Source organism: Collimonas sp. GW821-FHT07E08 (assembly GCF_059418905.1).
In genome coordinates this window covers 1-19082 of record NZ_JBWKQR010000007.1, presented here as the reverse complement: position 1 = coordinate 19082, position 19082 = coordinate 1, and the positions used below count along the sequence as shown (strand labels likewise).

21 protein-coding genes and 1 tRNA gene are annotated in these 19082 nt (G+C 60.7%); 19 read left to right on the top strand and 3 right to left on the bottom strand.

Annotated elements, in window-relative coordinates:
* Nucleotides 1-6 precede the first annotated feature (6 nt).
* The 13 genes from AC07RZ_RS10385 to AC07RZ_RS10325 all read left to right on the top strand — a co-directional run bounded on the left by AC07RZ_RS10385 (nt 7) and on the right by AC07RZ_RS10325 (nt 12465).
* Nucleotides 7-591, top strand: a complete 585-nt coding sequence (locus tag AC07RZ_RS10385; RefSeq protein WP_494667882.1) for a ubiquinone biosynthesis accessory factor UbiJ — start codon at nt 7-9, stop codon at nt 589-591.
* Nucleotides 588-2165 (top strand): ubiquinone biosynthesis regulatory protein kinase UbiB, encoded by a 1578-nt coding sequence (gene ubiB / locus AC07RZ_RS10380; protein WP_494667881.1) that lies wholly within the window; start codon nt 588-590, stop codon nt 2163-2165. Before AC07RZ_RS10385 ends, ubiB begins: the two co-directional genes overlap by 4 nt.
* A gap of 2 nt (nt 2166-2167) precedes the next feature.
* Nucleotides 2168-2782 carry a methyltransferase domain-containing protein gene (locus AC07RZ_RS10375; protein WP_494667880.1) on the top strand — a complete coding sequence of 205 codons (615 nt, stop codon included), beginning with the start codon at nt 2168-2170 and terminating at the stop codon, nt 2780-2782.
* A 101-nt stretch (nt 2783-2883) separates the two neighbouring features.
* Nucleotides 2884-3969, top strand: coding sequence for an ABC transporter ATP-binding protein (locus AC07RZ_RS10370; protein ID WP_494667879.1), 1086 nt, complete (start codon nt 2884-2886; stop codon nt 3967-3969).
* Nucleotides 3962-4864, top strand: coding sequence for an ABC transporter permease (locus AC07RZ_RS10365; protein ID WP_144741959.1), 903 nt, complete (start codon nt 3962-3964; stop codon nt 4862-4864). Before AC07RZ_RS10370 ends, AC07RZ_RS10365 begins: the two co-directional genes overlap by 8 nt.
* On the top strand, nt 4861-5643 hold the full coding sequence (locus AC07RZ_RS10360) for an ABC transporter permease (RefSeq protein ID WP_144741957.1): 783 nt from the start codon (nt 4861-4863) through the stop codon (nt 5641-5643). Before AC07RZ_RS10365 ends, AC07RZ_RS10360 begins: the two co-directional genes overlap by 4 nt.
* Before the next feature lie 18 nt (nt 5644-5661).
* The gene (locus AC07RZ_RS10355) at nt 5662-6723 is read left to right on the top strand and encodes an ABC transporter substrate-binding protein (protein WP_494667878.1); all 1062 of its coding nucleotides are present in this window, start codon (nt 5662-5664) and stop codon (nt 6721-6723) included.
* Between the two features lie 162 nt (nt 6724-6885).
* The gene (locus AC07RZ_RS10350) at nt 6886-7233 is read left to right on the top strand and encodes an FmdB family zinc ribbon protein (RefSeq protein ID WP_144741954.1); all 348 of its coding nucleotides are present in this window, start codon (nt 6886-6888) and stop codon (nt 7231-7233) included.
* Between the two features lie 60 nt (nt 7234-7293).
* Nucleotides 7294-7944, top strand: coding sequence for a DUF502 domain-containing protein (locus AC07RZ_RS10345; protein ID WP_092394951.1), 651 nt, complete (start codon nt 7294-7296; stop codon nt 7942-7944).
* A gap of 76 nt (nt 7945-8020) precedes the next feature.
* Complete coding sequence (gene aspS / locus AC07RZ_RS10340; protein ID WP_342828702.1) at nt 8021-9823, top strand: aspartate--tRNA ligase; 1803 nt, start codon at nt 8021-8023, stop codon at nt 9821-9823.
* A gap of 130 nt (nt 9824-9953) precedes the next feature.
* Complete coding sequence (nudB, locus tag AC07RZ_RS10335; RefSeq protein ID WP_092395104.1) at nt 9954-10418, top strand: dihydroneopterin triphosphate diphosphatase; 465 nt, start codon at nt 9954-9956, stop codon at nt 10416-10418.
* Nucleotides 10419-10428: 10 nt separating this feature from the next.
* The gene (locus AC07RZ_RS10330) at nt 10429-11235 is read left to right on the top strand and encodes an endonuclease/exonuclease/phosphatase family protein (protein ID WP_092394956.1); all 807 of its coding nucleotides are present in this window, start codon (nt 10429-10431) and stop codon (nt 11233-11235) included.
* Between the two features lie 63 nt (nt 11236-11298).
* Nucleotides 11299-12465, top strand: coding sequence for a phospholipase D-like domain-containing protein (locus AC07RZ_RS10325; protein ID WP_494667877.1), 1167 nt, complete (start codon nt 11299-11301; stop codon nt 12463-12465).
* Between the two features lie 6 nt (nt 12466-12471).
* Here the strand turns inward: AC07RZ_RS10325 and AC07RZ_RS10320 are convergent, their stop codons facing one another.
* The 3 genes from AC07RZ_RS10320 to mscL all read right to left on the bottom strand — a co-directional run bounded on the left by AC07RZ_RS10320 (nt 12472) and on the right by mscL (nt 14375).
* The gene (locus AC07RZ_RS10320) at nt 12472-13197 is read right to left on the bottom strand and encodes an anti-sigma factor (RefSeq protein ID WP_494667876.1); all 726 of its coding nucleotides are present in this window, start codon (nt 13195-13197) and stop codon (nt 12472-12474) included.
* Nucleotides 13197-13772: an RNA polymerase sigma factor gene (locus tag AC07RZ_RS10315; protein WP_494667875.1), complete on the bottom strand. Its 576-nt coding sequence runs from the start codon at nt 13770-13772 to the stop codon at nt 13197-13199. Before AC07RZ_RS10315 ends, AC07RZ_RS10320 begins: the two co-directional genes overlap by 1 nt.
* A gap of 192 nt (nt 13773-13964) precedes the next feature.
* On the bottom strand, nt 13965-14375 hold the full coding sequence (mscL, locus tag AC07RZ_RS10310) for a large conductance mechanosensitive channel protein MscL (RefSeq protein ID WP_144742034.1): 411 nt from the start codon (nt 14373-14375) through the stop codon (nt 13965-13967).
* Nucleotides 14376-14667: 292 nt separating this feature from the next.
* Here mscL and petA point away from each other — a divergent pair, with 292 nt between their 5' ends.
* From petA to AC07RZ_RS10280, 6 genes are all read left to right on the top strand, one after another.
* Entirely contained in the window at nt 14668-15288 is a 621-nt protein-coding gene (gene petA, locus AC07RZ_RS10305) for a ubiquinol-cytochrome c reductase iron-sulfur subunit (RefSeq protein ID WP_092394969.1), read from the top strand.
* Nucleotides 15288-16694 (top strand): cytochrome b, encoded by a 1407-nt coding sequence (locus AC07RZ_RS10300; RefSeq protein ID WP_175500914.1) that lies wholly within the window; start codon nt 15288-15290, stop codon nt 16692-16694. Before petA ends, AC07RZ_RS10300 begins: the two co-directional genes overlap by 1 nt.
* Nucleotides 16695-16710: 16 nt before the next feature.
* A complete protein-coding gene (locus AC07RZ_RS10295; protein WP_144741942.1) occupies nt 16711-17493 on the top strand; it encodes a cytochrome c1 in 783 nt (260 codons plus the stop codon).
* An 84-nt stretch (nt 17494-17577) separates the two neighbouring features.
* The gene (locus AC07RZ_RS10290; RefSeq protein ID WP_092394978.1) at nt 17578-18189 is read left to right on the top strand and encodes a glutathione S-transferase N-terminal domain-containing protein; all 612 of its coding nucleotides are present in this window, start codon (nt 17578-17580) and stop codon (nt 18187-18189) included.
* Nucleotides 18190-18268: 79 nt separating this feature from the next.
* Entirely contained in the window at nt 18269-18778 is a 510-nt protein-coding gene (locus AC07RZ_RS10285) for a ClpXP protease specificity-enhancing factor (protein ID WP_342828931.1), read from the top strand.
* 25 nt (nt 18779-18803) lie between these two features.
* Nucleotides 18804-18879, top strand: a tRNA-Thr gene (locus AC07RZ_RS10280).
* Nucleotides 18880-19082 lie beyond the last annotated feature (203 nt).

Sequence of the window (19082 nt, the reverse complement as noted above, 5' to 3'; positions counted from 1 at the left end):
GGCAGCATGACTCCTCCAATCAATTTCACGCCGATCACCGCCGCGGTCAATCATCTGCTGGCGCAAGAGCCATGGGCGCAGCGCATCCTGGCCGCGCATGCGGACAAGGTCGCCTGCTTCGACGGCGGCGCCGTCAAGCTGAGCTGGCAGGTCAGCGCCGACGGCCTGCTGCAGGCGCCGGCGCCGGACATGGCTGTGAATGTCACGATCCGCGTCAACCTGGCCGACCTGCCGTTGATTGCGCAGAACCGGGAACGCGCATTTTCCTACGTGAAGATCGAGGGCGACGCCGATTTCGCCAACGCCATCTCGCAAGTCAGCCAGGGTTTGCGCTGGGACGCCGAGCACGACCTGAGCAAGCTGGTGGGCGATATCGCTGCCGTGCGTTTGGTCGCCGGCGGCAAGGCGCTGGCGGCCGGCGCGCTGGCTACCCACAAGAAACTGGCGGAAAACGTCGCCGAATATTTCCTGGAAGAGCAACCGATGCTGGTGCGGCCGCAGGCGGTGTCCGATTTTACGAATGATGTCACCAGGCTGCGCGACGACCTGGAACGACTCGCCAAACGCATCAACAAACTGAAAAATTCATGATCCTGAAATTCCTGCGCCTGTTCAAAATTGTCCGCGTCGCCGTGCGTTACGGCCTGGACGATATCGCCATGTCGGGTTTCGACACGCCGCGCATCTCCAAGCTGATCGATACCCTGATTTTCTGGCGCGATATTTCGGCGCCGCGCGGCGAACGCTTGCGCATGGCGCTGGAAGAACTGGGGCCGATTTTCGTCAAGTTCGGCCAGGTGCTGTCGACCCGCCGCGACCTGCTGCCGGGCGATATGGTCGATGAACTGGCGCGCCTGCAGGACCGGGTGCCGCCTTTCAGTTCCGACCTGGCGATCGCGCAGATCGAAAAATCGTTGAAAGCCCATCCGGACGACCTGTTCGCCAGCTTCGAGCGGGAGCCGGTGGCCTCGGCCTCGATCGCCCAGGTGCACTTCGCCACGCTGAAGAGCGGCAAGGAAGTGGCGGTCAAGGTGCTGCGGCCGGGCATGAAAAAGTCGATCGATGAAGACGTCGCGCTGATGCACATCGCCGCCGGCCTGGTGGAAAAACTGTGGGCCGACGGCCGCCGCTTGAAGGCGCGCGAAGTGGTCGGCGAGTTCGACAAATACCTGCACGACGAGCTGGACCTGATGCGCGAAGCCGCCAACGGTAGCCAGCTGCGCCGCAATTTCGCCAATTCCGACCTGCTGGTGGTGCCGGAAATGTACTGGGACTACTGCTCGCCGTCGGTGATCGTGATGGAGCGCATGCACGGCATCCCGATTTCGCAGCTGGACCGCCTGCGCGACGCCGGCGTCGACCTTGGCAAGCTGTCGCGCGACGGCGTCGAGATTTTTTTCACCCAGGTGTTCCGCGATGGGTTTTTCCATGCCGACATGCATCCCGGGAATATCCTGGTGTCGGTGGCGCCGGCTACTTTCGGCCGTTACATCGCGCTTGATTTCGGCATCGTCGGCACCCTCAACGATTTCGATAAAGACTACCTGTCGCAAAACTTCCTGGCGTTTTTCCAGCGCGATTACAAACGTGTCGCCGAAGCCCATATCGAATCCGGCTGGGCGCCGAAGGAAACCCGGGTCGATGAACTGGAATCGGCGGTGCGCGCTTGCTGCGAGCCGATCTTCGACCGGCCGCTGAAAGATATCTCCTTCGGCCAGGTGCTGCTGCGCCTGTTCCAGACTTCGCGCCGCTTCAATGTCGAAGTGCAGCCGCAGCTGGTGCTGCTGCAGAAAACCCTGCTCAACGTCGAAGGCCTGGGCCGCCAGCTCGATCCTGACCTCGACCTGTGGAAAACCGCCAAGCCGCACCTGGAACGCTGGATGAGCGAACAGCTGGGCTGGCGCGGCCTGATCCAGCAGCTGAAGATCGAGATGCCGCGCTACAGCAAGCTGCTGCCGCAATTGCCGCGCCTGGCGCACCAGGCCTTGACCCAGGTGGTGGAGCCCAAGACCGAGCAAAACAATGAACTGATGTGGCGGCTGATTGCGGAGCAGCGCCAGACCAACCGTTTCCTCGGCATGCTGGTGTATGTCGGCGGCGGCCTGGCGGCCGGCGTGCTGTTGACCCTCCTGTACCTGCGTTTCGCACACATGATCTGGTGGTAGCCATGACGACGCCGGATCCTGTCCCCAAGTTCGCCAGCCGCGACCCCTCGCATCCCGATTTCTGGAGCGAGCGCTTCGAGCAAGACTTTATTCCCTGGGACAAGGGCGGCGTACCGCAGGCGCTGCAGGAGTACCTGGCGCGCAGCCAGCCGGCGGCGACCCTGATTCCCGGCTGCGGCAGCGGCTACGAAGTGGCCTTGCTGGCGGAGGCCGGCTGGGACGTGACCGCCATCGATTTTTCCGGCGCTGCCGTCAGCGCTGCCCGCACCGTGCTGGGCAAATGGTCGGAACGGGTGCTGCAGGCCGATTTCTTCACCTACCAGCCGCCGCGGCCGCTCGGGCTGATCTATGAGCGCGCCTTCCTGTGCGCCTTGCCTGCGGCCAAGCGCGCCGACATCGCCGGCCGCTGGGCCGAGCTGTTGCCGGCGGGCGCAGCATTGGCCGGCTTCTTTTTTTTCGATGACAATCCGAAAGGACCGCCGTTCGGCATCAGCCGGGCCGAACTGGAACGCTTATTGCATGCCGGTTTCGAGCTGGTCGACGAGCGCGAGGTAGGCGATTCCATCCCGGTGTTTGCCGGCAAAGAACGCTGGATGGAATGGCGGCGGCGCGCCTAGACCGTTGTTTTTGCCAAGCTCGCAGGGCGGCTTTTTTTACATAAATTACAGGCGCCTTGCTACAATTGGCGGTTTTTCGCACCCCCTGGACCTGAAGACATATGGCGCTGCTCGAAATCCGTAATGTCAGTCGTCGTTTTGGCGACTTTGCCGCAGTTGACAACATCAGCCTGTCGATTGAGGCCGGCGAATTCTTTACCTTGCTGGGACCTTCCGGCTGCGGCAAGACCACCTTGCTGCGCATGATCGCCGGTTTCGACTTGCCGGATTCGGGCCAGATCCTGCTGGACGGCGTCGACCTGGTCGGCATCCCGCCCGAACAGCGGCCGGTCTGCACCGTGTTCCAGAACTACGCCCTGTTTCCGCACATGACGGTCGCGGCCAATATCGCGTTTCCCCTGAAAATGGCCAAGGTGCCGGCCGACCAGATCCGCACCCGGGTCGAGGAAGCGCTGGAAGATGTGCGCCTGACCGGCTTTGCCGCGCGTTTCCCGCACGAGTTGTCAGGCGGTCAACGGCAGCGGGTGGCGGTGGCCCGGGCGCTGGTGTCGCGGCCCAAGCTGCTGCTGCTCGATGAACCGCTGTCGGCGCTGGACGCCAAGCTGCGTGAACAGATGCAGATCGAGTTGATCAACCTGCAAAAGGAAGTCGACATCACCTTCGTCTACGTCACCCACGACCAGGGCGAAGCGCTGGCGCTGTCGCACCGGATCGCGGTCATGAACCGCGGCAATGTCGAGCAGCTGGACGAACCGTCGCGCATCTACAGTTATCCGCGCACCCGTTTCGTGGCCGACTTCATCGGCACCTGCAACCTGCTGGACGGCGCCATTGCCAGCGTCGACGGCGCTTCGATGAAGCTGGACGTGCCCGGCCTGGGGCTGGTCAAGAGCACCTTGCCGGCGGAAGCCGCAGTCGGCCGCAAGGGCACCCTGGCGCTGCGCCCGGAAAAAATCCACATCAGCGCCGAGATCGGCACCGATACTGCCGAAAACCACTTCAAGGGTTTCGTCAAAGAGCTGCTGTACCTGGGCGACGTCACGGTCTATATCGTGCAGACCGAGGGCGGCACCACCATCGAGGCGCTGCTGGCGAATTCGGCGGCCGGCCGCGCCAAGTTCTTCGAAGTCGGCGACATGGTCGACATCGCCTGGCAATTCGACGCGGGGCATTTCCTGTATGAGTAAGCTGTCCAACGCCGCGGAAAAGCGCGGCCGCATGGCGCGCTGGCTGATCAGCGGCCCGCCGCTGTTCTACCTGCTGCTGTTCTTCGCCATCCCCAGCCTGATCATGGTGTTCGCCTCAGTGCGTTATGCCGGCGACTACGGCGGCCTGGCGCCGGTGTTCGATGAAGCCGGCAAGCTGAACCTGACGCTGGAGAATTTCCAGCGCTTCACGTCCGATTTTATCTATACCGCGATCTTCCTGAAATCGCTGATGTATGCGCTGATCACGACCTTCTGCTGTCTGCTGATGGCTTATCCGCTGGCGCTGCTGATCGCGCGCAGCCCGAAGAAATACCGCGACCTGCTGATCCTGCTGGTGATCCTGCCGTTCTGGAGCAACTTCCTGATTCGCGTCTATGCCTGGATGATCATCCTCGGCCCGCAATCCGGCCTGACGCAAGCCGTCAACTATATATTGGGACTGGCCGGCATCGAGCCGGTGCGCCTGTTGTTTACCGGATTTTCAGTGATCGTCGGCCTGGTCTATGTGCACCTGCCGTTCATGGTCCTGCCCTTGTACGCCAACCTGGAAAAGCATGATCCGGCGCTGGTCGACGCCGCCCAGGACCTGGGCGCATCGGCCTGGCAGCGCTTCTGGCGCATCACGTTTCCGCTCTCCCTGCCGGGCGTGTACGCCGGAGCGGCGCTGGTCTTCATTCCTGCGCTGGGTATTTTTGCGGTATCCGACATCCTCGGCGGCACCGGCAGCGACATGATCGGCAACGTCATCAAACAGCAGTTCCTGGAAACCCGCGACTGGCCGTTCGGCAGCGTGCTCTCCATCGTCCTCACGGTGGCGGCCCTGATCGCCGCCGGCATCGCCGTGCTGGTGGCCAGGCCGAGGAGGCAAGCATGAGCAATGTCATCCGACGCCCGCTGGGCCTGTGGCTGGTAGCGCTGGCGGTCTACGCCTTCCTCTACGTGCCGCTGATCATCGTGGTGGTGTATTCCTTCAACGATTCGCAGCTCAACGCCGAGTGGGTAGGTTTCACGCTGGACTGGTACCGCAAGCTGTTCCATAACGAAGAGATGCTGCAGGCCGCCGGCAATTCCCTGCTGATTGCGCTGGTCGCCAGCGCCGCTTCGACCATGCTCGGCACCATGGCCGGTTTCGCCATGCATCGCTACAAGCTGAAGTTGCTGCCCTTGCTGGTGCTGACGCCGATAGCGATTCCGGAAATCCTGGTCGGCGTCTCGCTGCTGATCTTCTTCGTGATGCTCAACATCACCTTGGGACTGGTGTCGATCGCCCTGGCGCATATCGCCTTCTGCATAGGCTTCGTGGCGATCGTGGTGCGTTCGCGTCTGTCCGGCATGGACGAAAGCCTGACCGAGGCCGCGCGCGATTGCGGCGCGACGCCGATGCAGGCGTTCCGGCTGGTGACGCTGCCGCTGATCATGCCAGGCGTGGTGGCGGGAGCCCTGATGGCGTTCACGTTGTCGATCGACGACTTCGTGATCACCTTCTTCACCGCCGGCGCCAATGCCTCGACCCTGCCGCTGCAGATCTATTCGATGATCAAGATCGCCGTTACGCCCGAAGTCAACGCGGTCTCGACCTTGTTGATGGGGCTGACGCTGCTGCTTATAATCATCGCGTCCAAGCTTGCGCCTAATGCCCTCCGTTCCTCCTAATCGCCTATCAGGACAGCCATGAAAAAACTGCTCGCCATCGCATCGCTGCTGCTTGCCAGCTTCTCGGCCCACGCCGCCGATGAACTGCGCCTGTATAACTGGAACAACTACATTGCTCCGGAAACCGTGCAGCGCTTCGAAACCTTCTGCAAGTGCAAGGTGGTGCAGACCTATTATGGCGACAACGAAGAAATGCTGGCCAAGCTGGCTGCCGGCGCCAAGGGTTACGACATCATCGTGCCGACCGGCAATGCGCTGGATGCGCTGATCAAGCAGCAAGCCTTGCTGCCGCTCGACAAGGGCCAGCTGCCTAACCTGAAGAACGTCAACCCGTCCTACCTGAACACCGATTTCGACAAGGGCAACAAGCATTCCGTGCCGTATGCCTACACGGTGACGGTGATGGGCTACAACGACCAGAAGATGAAGGAGCTGGGAATCAGCGTCGACAGCTGGGCCGCGATTTTCGATCCGAAGATCCTGGCCAAGATCAAAGGCAAGGTGACCGTGCTCGATTCCGCCAACGAACTGATGGCCGCCGCGCTCAAATACCTGGGCTATTCCGCCAACGACACCGACGAGCAGCACTGGCAGCAGGCCAAGGACGTGATCCTCAAGGCCAAACCTTACTGGGCCGCGTTCAACGGCAGCAGCTATATCAAGGAATTGACGGTAGGTAATATCTGGCTGGCCCACGGGTATTCGAATGACATCTTCCAGGCCGATGTCGATGCGCAAAAAGCCGGCCGCAAATTCCATATCCGCCATGGCATGCCGAAAGAGGGCGCAGTGCTGGCGCTGGACAGCATGGTGATCCACAAAGCCGCGCCGCGTCCTGACCTGGCGCTCAAGTTCATCAATTTCATGTTGGACGGCAAGAATGCCGCCGAACTGAGCAACCTGATCGGCTCGGGCAATCCGAATGCCGACGCCGCCAAGTACATCAAGCCCGAGATTGCCAACAACCCGGTGATTTTCCCGGACAAGGCGGGTTTCGCCAAGCTGGAGATGCTGAAAGACCTGAACAGCAAGCAAAGGCGCGCCATCAACCGCATCTGGACCGAGATCCGGGCGCGCTAGATAGGCCAGGATTGTCGTTTTGATACGATGCGGATGTGGTGTCGCAGGCAATTCTGTGCTGCGCCGCCACAAGCTATTGCCGAAGCCGGTGTACACTGCAAAAAAACCTTTATAATTCAGGGTTTTGTACTGTTTTTGTACTGATTTTTGCGGAGTTTCACCATGCCGATTTATGCGTATCGCTGCGAAGCCTGTGGTTTCGCCAAAGATGTGCTGCAAAAGATGTCCGACGAGCCGCTGACGGTTTGCCCGTCCTGCAGCAAAGCCGCGTTCAAGAAGCAAGTGACCGCGGCTGGATTCCAGCTCAAGGGCACCGGCTGGTATGTGACCGATTTCCGCGGCGGCGCAGGCGCGACCGTGCCGCCGGCAAGTCCGGCCGAGCCGGCAGCGGCCGGCAGTACCGCCGCCGCGCCCGCCGCCGCGGCAACAGCCGCCGCAGCGCCGGCTGCCGCCCCGGCCGCTCCGGCTGCCGGCAGCAACAGCGGCGGCACGCCGGCCGCCGCGACATAATGTCATCCATGTAACCTGCAGGCGCACGTACCCGGTACGTGTCGTCCGACAAAGAAAGCCATGCGTAAATATTTCATCACCGGTCTACTGGTTCTTGTGCCCCTGGCAATCACGCTGTGGGTGCTGAACCTGGTCATTGGCACGATGGACCAGTCGCTCTTGCTGCTGCCGGAACAATGGCGGCCGAAAGCCTTGCTGGGGATGGATATTCCTGGCCTGGGCACGATCCTGACCTTGCTGGTGATCTTCCTGACCGGCCTGGCGACGCGCAATTTCATCGGCCGCCAGATCGTCTCGGTCTGGGAGGGCGTGCTGACCCGGATCCCGGTGGTCAGTTCCATCTACTCCAGCGTCAAGCAAGTCTCGGACACGCTGTTTTCATCGTCCGGCAACGCTTTCCGCAAAGCCCTGCTGGTGCAATACCCGCGCGAGGGATCGTGGACCATCGCCTTCCTGACCGGAGTGCCTGGCGGCGACGTCAAGAACCACCTGGCCGGCGACTATGTCAGCGTCTACGTGCCGACCACGCCGAACCCGACTTCCGGTTTCTTCCTGATGCTGCCGCGCGCAGACACCATCGAACTCGACATGAGCGTCGACGAAGCCTTGAAGTACATCGTTTCCATGGGCGTGGTTGCGCCCGAGCAGCAGCCCGGCAGGAAACTGGTGATCGATTCGCCGCCCGGCAGTGACGCAGCGGCCAGCAATTGACGCTGCTCCGCTGCCCGATCGACCGCCCGCTTATATTAATTAATACTTACAACATCTGAACTGCGAAAACCTGAACATGTCCATGCGAACCCAATACTGCGGCCTCACTACTGAGGTACTTCTCGGCCAAACCGTCAGCCTGTGCGGCTGGGTCCATCGTCGTCGCGACCATGGCGGCGTCATCTTCATCGACCTGCGCGACCGCGAAGGCCTGGTGCAGGTAGTGTGCGATCCGGACCGCGCCGAAGTATTCAAGAACGCGGAAGCGGTGCGCAACGAATTCTGCCTGCGCATCACCGGCGTGGTGCGCCTGCGCCCGGACGGCACCAGCAACGCCAACCTGAAATCGGGCAAGATCGAAGTGCTGGCGCATGAACTGGAAGTGCTGAACCCGTCGGTCACGCCGCCGTTCCAGCTGGACGACGACAACCTGTCGGAAACCACCCGCCTGACGCACCGCGTGCTGGACCTGCGCCGCCCGCAGATGCAAAGCAACCTGCGCCTGCGCTACAAGGTGACGATGGAAGTGCGCAAGTTCCTGGACGCCAACGGCTTCATCGACATCGAAACGCCGATGCTGACCAAGTCGACCCCGGAAGGCGCCCGCGATTACCTGGTGCCGTCGCGCGTCAACGCCGGCCAGTTCTTCGCCTTGCCGCAGTCGCCGCAGCTGTTCAAGCAGTTGCTGATGGTGGCCAACTTCGACCGCTACTACCAGATCGTCAAATGCTTCCGCGATGAAGATTTGCGCGCTGACCGCCAGCCGGAATTCACCCAGATCGATTGCGAAACTTCCTTCATGTCGGAACAGGAAATCCGCGACATGTTCGAAGGCATGATCCGCCTGGTATTCAAGAACGCGCTGGACATCGACCTGCCTAACCCATTCCCGGTAATGGACTTCGCCACCGCGATGGCCCTGTACGGTTCGGACAAGCCGGACATGCGCGTCAAGCTGGCTTTCACCGACCTGACCGCCGTGATGAAAGACGTCGACTTCAAGGTATTCGCCGGCGCAGCCAACATGGAAAACGGCCGCGTGGTCGGCCTGCGCGTGCCAGGCGGCGCCGCCATGCCGCGTTCCGAGATCGATGCCTACACCCAGTTCGTCGCCATCTACGGCGCCAAGGGCCTGGCTTACATCAAGGTCAACGAAAAAGCCAAGGGCCGCGACGGCCTGCAATCGCCTATCGTCAAGAACCTGCACGACGCCGCGCTGGCGCAAGTGCTGGAACTGACCGGGGCTGAAGACGGCGACCTGATTTTCTTCGGCGCCGACAAGGCCAAGGTGGTCAACGACGCCATCGGCGCATTGCGCGTGAAGATCGGCCACAGCGAATTCGGCAAGAAAGTCGGCTTGTTCGACGACACTTGGCGTCCATTGTGGGTGGTCGATTTCCCGATGTTCGAATACGACGAAGACAGCGACCGCTGGAACGCCTTGCACCATCCGTTTACTTCGCCGAAAGACGGCCACGAAGACTTCATCGAGACCGATCCGGGCAAGGCTATCGCCAAGGCCTACGACATGGTCTTGAACGGCTGGGAGCTGGGCGGCGGTTCGATCCGTATCCATCGCGCCGAAGTGCAGAGCAAGGTGTTCCGCGCCTTGAAGATCGACGCCGAAGAAGCGCAGCTCAAGTTCGGCTTCCTGCTCGACGCCCTGCAGTACGGCGCGCCTCCGCACGGCGGCCTGGCGTTCGGCCTGGACCGTATCGTCACCATGATGTGCGGCGCCGAATCGATCCGCGACGTCATCGCTTTCCCGAAAACCCAGCGCGCGCAATGCCTGCTGACGCAAGCGCCGTCGGCGGTCGACGAAAAGCAGTTGAAAGAACTGCATATCCGCCTGCGCCTGCCGGAAGCCAAGGTAGTCTGATTTCCAGGCAAAAAGCAGCAAAAGGAAAAGCGCGGTTTACCGCGCTTTTTTTATGCCGGGGCCAAACAGGTTTATAGTGGTGCTTTATGACGCGAAGGCGCTTTTTCATTTTTTTGCCGACTTATCCTGCATGTATAAAATTCCCGAATCGGTGCTGGTTGTTATCTATACAGAAGATCTCCAGGTGTTGTTGATGGAGCGGGCCGACAAGCTGGACTATTGGCAATCGGTCACCGGTTCCAAGGACTTCCCGGACGAAGCCCTGGAAGTGACGGCGATGCGTGAAGTGCAGGAAGAAACCGGCATCGTGGTGGCTGCCGAGGCGGGCGCCGTGCCGCTGTCCAACCTGCGCGACTGGGGTGTCGCCAACGTGTATGAGATTTATCCGGTCTGGCGCCATCGTTATGCGCCTGGAGTCACAAAAAATACCGAGCACGTGTTCGGCCTGCTGGTGCCGAACGATGTCCCGGTGACGCTCGCGCCGCGCGAGCATTTGCAGTACAAGTGGCTGCCGTACCGGGAAGCTGCGGACGCATGTTTTTCGCCGTCGAATGCCGAAGCCATCTTGCAGTTGCCGCGCCATCTTGTTGAATAGCTGAAGAGTCATGAAACTGCGCATTGCAACCTACAACATCCACAAAGGGGTGTCATCGCTGGGCAGCCGGCCGCGCGTGCATGCGCTGAAACAGGCGCTGAGCCAGATGGAAGCCGACATTTTTTTCCTGCAGGAAGTGCAGGGCAGGCATGACCTGATGGCGGCGCGCCACGCGGCGCACTGGCCGGAACAGGCCCAGCATGATTTCCTGGCCGGCGATTCGCACCACGCCGCCTACGGCATGAATGCTGTGTACGACCACGGCCACCACGGCAACGCCTTGCTGAGCCGTTTTGAAATCGGTTCGCAAAGCAACCAGGATGTGTCAGACCATGCGTACGAGGCGCGCGGCATCCTGCACTGCGTCCTCAAGACCGAATTCACCGATATCCATTGTTATGTGGTGCACCTGGGCTTGTTCGGCGGCGGCCGCCGGCGCCAGACAGCGGCCCTGATCGAGGCGGTGCGCAGCTCGTCGCCGCCGGGCGCGCCGCTGATCATCGCCGGCGATTTCAACGACTGGGGCAATCGCCTCAGCGAATTGCTGCGGGCGCGGCTCGATGTCGCCGAAATATTCGACGAGCGGATCGCCACCGCGAGCGTCATGCAGGGCGTCGGTTCTTACCTGCAGCAGCTGATAGGGCGCAAGCCGAAACTGAAGCCGGCGCGCACTTTTCCGGCGGCTTTTCCCTGGCTGCGGCTGGACCGGATTTACCTGCGCGGCTTTACGGTAGAATCGGCGGAAGTCCTGCATGGCGCGGAATGGGCAAAACTGTCCGATCATGCGCCTATCGTGGCGACGCTCAAATTGCGATAATGGCAGCATCAACCATGACTTCAGAAAGACCGGCCGGATGTCGTCTCTCCTCTTTTCCATCGCATGCGCGCGGTAACCCTCTGCGCAGATAACCACATCACGCTGTTGCACAACGGCGCGGCCTTTTTTCCGGCGCTGGTTGCCGCCATCGACGCTGCCCGCGCCGAAATCTACCTGGAAACCTATATCTTCGCCGACGACGACACCGCGCAGCTGGTGCAGCAAGCGCTGACCCGCGCCGCCCATCGCGGCGTCGCGGTCAGGGTAATTGCCGACTGGCTGGGCACCGGCCGCCAGCGCTCGGCGTCTCTGCAGCAGGAGTTCGCGGCCAGCGGCGTCATGTACCGCAGCTTCAACCCCTGGTTCCGGCGCGGCGTGGCGCGCATGCACCGCAAGATCTGCGTGGTCGACCGCCAGGTCGGTTTTGTCGGCGGCCTCAACATCATCGACGACATGGTGTCCGACGACGACCTGCGCCTGCCGCTGCCGGCGCCGCGCTGGGATTTTGCGGTCGGCATCAGCGGCGCGCTGGTGAACGTGATTCATATCGAACTGGAGGCGCAATGGCTGCGCCTGGGCGAGATGAAACTGCTGGCGCGTCTCCGGCAATTCAAGCGCACCCGTTTCAAGGGCCGCGGCATCTCCCATGGTCCGGCCTCGGCCGGCCTGGTGCTGCGCGATAACCTGCGCAATCGCCGCACCATCCAGCGCGCCTACCTGCAGGCGCTCGGCCATGCGCGCCACAGCGCATTGCTGACCAGCCCGTATTTCGCACCCAGCCGCAAATTGCGGCGCGGCCTGGAACAGGCTGCGATGCGAGGAGTCGACGTCACCTTGCTGCTGGGGGTAGGGCAGTTCCGGCTGCAGGATGCCGTCAGCCATTCCTATTACCCGAAACTGCTGAAAGCCGGCGTCAAGATCGTCGAATACCGCAAGACCGCGCTGCATGCAAAAGTGGCGGTGATCGATGACGATTGGGCCACCGTCGGCTCCAGCAATTTCGATGGCTTCAGCCTGCTGGTGAACCAGGAAGCCAATGTAGTGGTGACGGACGCCGATTTTTCGCGTGCGCTGCGGCAGCAGATAGCAAGCGGGATTGCCGATGGCGAGCCGATATCCGCCGATGCCTTCAACCATCGTTCCTGGCGCACGCGACTCTGGCATGGCACGGCTTTTTTTGTGTACCGCTTCCTGATGCGCATCATCACCGTCGGCAACGGCGAGCGCTGACGGCCGCTATATACGGACCCAGGCGCCCTTGAACAGGATCGGGCCGGTCGGTCCCTTGGGGTCCTGCGATCCGCCTTTCGGCTCCAGCGTCACCGCCAGCAGCGGCACGGTCTGCGGCGTGGCGTCGGCCGGCAGCGCCAGGCTGATGCTGCCGTTGGCTTCCAGCAGGCCGAGCGAGCGCGGCGGCCCTTCCTGCGGCACGGCCCACAATTCCAGGCTCTTGTCCGGCGCAATCTTCTGCGGGATGACCAGCTTGACCAGCAGCCTGCCGCCCGGCGCATCGCCGGTCACCACGGCGATCGGCTGCGCCTGCGCGTTGCTCAGCATGGCGATATACGACACGGCAGGCGCCGCAGGTACCGGCGGCAGCTCTTGCCTGGACAGCAGCAGCGAGGTCAGGATGATGGCGGCAGTGGTCGAAACCAGGCCCAGGCCGCGCCAAAAGCTCAGGTCTTCGCGCAGCTCGAACCAGATCGAGCGCTTGCGCTGCGGTTTGCGCGGCAGGTCGAGTTTGGCTTCGATGGCCGACCAGACTGCTGCGGGTGGTTGGGCCGGCGGCGCCAGTTCGGCCATGGGATGCAGGCGGTCCTGCCATTCGGCGACAGCCTGGCGCAGCACGGCGTGCCGCCGCAGCAGCGTTTCAAAACGGCGCCGCGCGCCGCCCTGCAAGGCGCCGAGCGCGTATTCGGAAGCCAGCTTGTCGACCAGGACGGGATTGCGTTCGATATCCATCAGGCGCTCCCCAGCTTGCCGAGGCAGCCCTTGAGGCGCTCCAGGCCGCGCCGGATCCAGGTCTTGACGGTGCCGATCGGCAGCTGCAGCTGCGCCGCTACTTCGCTGTGCGACAGGTCGTGATAGAACGACAGGGCAATCGCTTGCCGCTGCATGGCTTCCAGGCGCGCCAGGCAATGCGCCAGCGCCTTGGCGTCGGCAGTCAGCTGCAGCGCCTCCAGCGGCGTCGGGTCGGCGCTTTCCATGACTTCCTTGTCAAATGTATCGGCATCGATTTCGACCGCGCTGTCCGTGCGCCGCAGGAAATCGAATGCCTTGTTGCGCACGATGGTGGTCATCCAGGTCATCGGAGCCGCCAGGCTGGCCTGGTAGCTGTCGGCGTTGTTCCAGATGCTGACGAAACTTTCCTGCAGCACTTCTTCCGCCCACTCGCGCTTAACCAGTATACGCAGCGCGAAGCCGAACAGTTTCGGCGAGGTGGCATCGTAGAGCGCGCGGAAGGCGGCGGCGTCCTTGCGCACGGCTGCGGCAAGCCAGGCTTTCAATTGTTCCGGTTGCAAGTCCTGGGAGGGCAATTCGGCTTCCTTTGCGCACAGTGCCGCCGTTGTGTGCCGCGCCTGGATTTTGTTGTTGCGGAGCCAAGCCGGTTATTGTGCAGATTAACGCATGGTAACTTGCGCCGCAACCTGCAAATCGGCTATCCCGGGCCCGCCAAAAACAAAAGCCCGCTGCAGGCAGCGGGCTTCGGCGATCGGCGCAAGCGGCGGTTACTTTTTCAGCGAGTCGCGGATCTCGCGCAGCAGCACGGTGTTTTCCGGATCGGCGGCAGGCGCCGGCGGCACTTCGCCGCGCAGCTTGTTGATGATGCGCACCATCTGGAAAATCACGAAAGCCAGGATGACGAAATTCAGCGCAATGGTGATGAAGTTGCCGTAGGCCAGCACAGCGCCGGCTTTCTTCGCTTCCGCCAGCGTCAGCTCAGTGCCCTGGCCGTTCAGCGGAAAGTAGTGGTTGGCAAAATCAAGGCCGCCGAAGATCTTGCCGACCACCGGCATGATGATGTCTTGCACCAGGGAATCGACGATCTTGCCGAACGCGCCGCCGATGATCACGCCGACCGCCAGGTCCATCACGTTGCCTTTGAGTGCAAAGGTCTTGAATTCTTGCATCATGCCCATGTGTTGTTTCTCCATAACTAATGTTGATCATCGGGAAGATACTGCGATCGCGGCCGGATTAAAAGGACAAATTTGTCAATTCTTGTTATTTTCCACCCCTGGACAAGCTTGCTGCAGTGCAAGAATGAGCTTCTGAAGGAAATTGTGCCAGATTTAGCAGCAGTTTCCATGGATTTGGCTGATTTTATACATGGCTGCATGTATTTCCTTTAAAACAGTCCTTAGCTTCGATATAATCTAGGGTTGCTAGAAGTTCCGTGCAAGTTTCGTATTTTGACTGATTGGGGTTGGTATGAGTATCGAAAAGCAGGTCGACTCCGGTCGACGTGGATTGCTCGTGGCTACATGCGCGGCAGGCGGTGTGGCCGGTTTGGCGACGGCGGGGGCCTTTGTCTCCACTTTCCAGCCATCCGAACGCGCAAAAGCCGCGGGTGCACCGGTGGAAGTGGATATTTCCGGCATTAAACCCGGCGAGATGCAAGTGTTCGAATGGCGCGGCAAGCCAGTCTGGATCATGAAACGCACCCCGGAACAGATGAAGGGGCTGGAACACACCGCCTCCGAAGTCGCCGACCCCGAGTCGCTCAAGCCCTACACCATGGACTTGCCCGACTACTGCAAGAACAAGTCGAACAACCGCGGCCGCGCCGGCCACGAAGAAACCCTGGTGCTGGTCGGGATCTGCCCGCACCTCGGCTGTTCGCCATCCTCGAAATTCGCCCCTGGCGCCCAGCCTTCGCTGCCGGACGACTGGCAAGGCGGCTTCCTTTGCCCCTGCCACGGTTCGACCTTCGACCTGGCCGGCCGTGTTTTCAAGAACAAGCCGGCGCCAAACAACCTCGACGTGCCACGCTACATGTACCTGTCCGATACCAAGATCGTCATTGGTAAAGACGAGAAAGGTGAGGCTTAATCATGGCATTCCACGAAAAACAGCTGCCGGCCGATGCTCCCATCGCCGACAAGGCGCTGAACTGGGTCGATGCGCGTTTCCCCGTCACCTCGACCTGGAAAGCCCATCTGTCCGAGTACTACGCGCCAAAGAACTTCAATTTCTGGTACGCCTTCGGTTCGCTGGCGCTGCTGGTGCTGGTGATCCAGATCGTCACCGGGATCTTCCTGGTCATGCATTACAAGCCGGATGCCGCCCTGGCGTTTGCTTCCGTCGAATACATCATGCGCGACGTGCCATGGGGCTGGCTGGTGCGCTACATGCACTCGACCGGCGCCTCGGCTTTCTTCATCGTGGTCTACCTGCACATGGTGCGCGGCCTGCTGTACGGCTCCTACCGCAAACCGCGCGAGCTGGTATGGCTGTTCGGCGTCGGCATTTTCCTGTGCCTGATGGGCGAAGCGTTCATGGGCTACCTGCTGCCATGGGGCCAGATGTCTTACTGGGGCGCGCAGGTTATCGTCAACCTGTTCGGTGCGATTCCTTTCATCGGCCCTGACCTGTCGCTGTGGATCCGCGGCGACTACGTGGTCTCCGACGCTACCCTGAACCGCTTCTTCTCGTTCCACGTGATCGCGATCCCGCTGGTCCTGATCGGCCTGGTGGTGGCGCACATCATCGCCCTGCATGAAGTGGGTTCGAACAATCCTGACGGCGTCGAGATCAAGGAAAAGCTGGACGCCAAAGGCGTGCCGCTGGACGGCGTGCCGTTCCACCCTTACTACTCGGTGCACGACGTGATGGCGGTTGCCGTGTTCCTGATCGTGTTCAGCACCGTGGTGTTCTTCGGTCCTGAAATGGGCGGCTACTTCCTCGAGTACAACAACTTCGTCCCGGCCGATTCGCTGAAGACGCCGCCGCATATCGCCCCGGTCTGGTATTTCACGCCTTACTACTCGATCCTGCGCGCAGTCACTTCTGACTTCATCGTCTACCTGCAAGTCGGCGTCGCCGCCTTTGTCGCCCTGCTGTGGCTGAAATCGAGCCTGAGCAGCATGCTCAAGATCGCCGCTTCGGTCATCGGCCTGGCCATCATCGGCGCCATGTTCGTGTTCGACGCCAAGTTCTTCGGCGTGGTGCTGATGGGCGTCTCGGTCGTCATCCTGGCCGGCCTGCCTTGGCTGGATCATTCCAAGGTGAAGTCGATCCGCTACCGTCCGAGCTGGCACAAGTACATCTACATCCTGTTCGCGATCACCTTCGTGGTGCTCGGCTACCTCGGCGTGCAGCCGCCTTCGGCGATCGGCGGCCTGGTGTCCAAGGTCTGCACCTTCATCTACTTCGGCTTCTTCCTGCTGATGCCATGGTGGAGCGCCGCAGGTACATTCAAGCCAGTGCCGGACCGTGTTGTCTATCACCCGCACTAAGCCAGAGGATAAGAACATGACATTGCTAAAAAGCGCATTGATAAAAAAATTGATGGCGACTCTGGTGCTGCTCCCGGTCCTGGCTTTTGCCAGCGAAGAGGGCGGTTATCCGCTGGATACCGCGCCGGAACAGAGCAACAACCTGTCCGCGCTGCAGAACGGCGCCAAGCTGTTCGTCAACTACTGCCTGAACTGCCACTCGGCATCGTCGATGCGCTACAACCGCTTGCACGATATCGGCCTGAGCGACGAGCAGATCAAGAACAACCTGCTGTTCACCGGCGATAAAGTCGGCGACCTGATGACCATCGCCATGTCGCCGAAAGACAGCAAGGCATGGTTCGGCGCAGCGCCTCCGGACCTGTCGGTGATCGCCCGCGCCAAGGCGTCCGGCGCCGGCAGCGGCCCGGACTGGCTGTACACTTATCTGCGTACTTTCTACAAGGACGACACCCGCCCAACGGGCTGGAACAACATGGTCTTCCCTAACGTCGGCATGCCGCACGTTCTGTGGGAACTGGAAGGAATTCGTACTGCCAAATACGAAGACGTGAAAGATCCGCACGAAGAGGGCAAGACCGAACACAAGTTTGTCGGTTTCGAGCAAGTCAAGCCGGGCAAGATGAACAAGGTCGAATACGATGTTGCAGTCGCCGACCTGGTGTCCTATCTTGCATGGATGGGCGAGCCTGCTCAGAACACCCGCAAGCGCCTTGGCGTCTGGGTCCTGCTGTTCCTCGGCATGTTCTTCGTTCTGGCATGGCGTCTCAACGCGTCATACTGGAAAGACGTCAAGTAGTTTTCATGCCCGCGATTTTGCGGGTATGCGTTTTGGGGTGAGCCGTATCGGGTCTCACCCTTTTGTTTCTAAGGAACTATAAAAATGATGGTTCTCTATTCGGGTACAACCTGCCCATTTTCACAACGCTGCCGTCTCGTTCTGTTCGAGAAGGGCATGGACTTTGAAATTCGCGATGTCGACTTGTTCAACAAGCCGGAAGACATCTCGACCATGAATCCGTATGGTCAAGTGCCGATCCTGGTCGAACGCGACCTGATCCTGTACGAATCCAATATCATCAACGAATACATCGACGAACGTTTCCCGCATCCGCAGCTGATGCCGGCCGATCCGCTGATGCGCGCCCGTGCGCGGCTGATGCTGTTCAACTTTGAGAAAGAACTGTTCATCCACGTGCACACGCTGGAGAACGAGAAATCCAAAGCGGCAGAAAAGAGCCACGAAAAGGCACGCTCGGAAATCCGCGACCGCCTGACCACGCTGGCGCCTTTGTTCCTGAAGAACAAATACATGCTGGGCGACGAGTTCTCGATGCTGGACGTAGCCATCGCGCCGCTGCTGTGGCGCCTGGATCACTACGGCATCGAACTGTCGAAGACGGCTGCGCCGCTGATGAAGTATGCTGAGCGTATCTTCTCGCGCCCGGCCTACATCGAAGCGCTGACGCCGTCCGAAAAAGTCATGCGTCGTTAAGATCGTGTAGATTACCGGCATGCGCCGCCGCTGCGGCGGCGCATGCCGGCCCGTGCCTAATTTTGTACCGTTGCTTCCCATGTCAGAAACTTCTACCAAACCGTATTTGTTGCGCGCCATTTATGAATGGTGCACCGACAATGGCTACACCCCGTATCTGGCGGCCAGGGTAGACGCGCACACGCGCGTGCCGATGCAGTTCGTCAAGAATGGCGAGATTGTATTGAACATCAGTTTCGAAGCCACCAGCGGCCTGAAGATGGACAACGAGTTCGTCAATTTCAGCGCCCGTTTCGGCGGCGTCTCGCGGGAAATCTCGGTGCCGGTGGATAACGTGATCGCGATCTATGCGCGCGAAAACGGCCAGGGCATGGCGTTCGAACCATCGGCTCCAGCCGCTGAAACAGACACCGAAGCCGCCTCCGAACAGGAGGCTAATCCTGAACCGTCAGCCTCGGTAACGCCGATCCTGAGCTCGGTGCCGTCGTCAACCGGCGACACAAAACAGAATTCGCCAGGGACGGATCCGGAAAAAGATCCGGAACCGCCAAAAAAAGGCGGAAGGCCTACCCTAACTCGAATTAAATAGGTATAATTGCGGACTTCGCAGTTTAGCTGGCTTAGCTCATCTGGTAGAGCACCTGACTTGTAATCAGGGGGTGGCGGGTTCAAGTCCTGCAGCCAGCACCAATATCTAAAAGGCCCACCGTTCGGTGGGCCTTTTTCTTTTGCTTGACCCGTCCTGAATTAGGTTGACACTTTTTCGATGAAGAGAAGGGGTGTCAGATGGAGCAATCGATACGGCGTAGCCAACGAGATTACAGCCTGGCTTTTAAATTGAGCGTTGTCGAGCAAGTAGAAAAAGGCGAGATGACGTACAAGCAAGCGCAAAA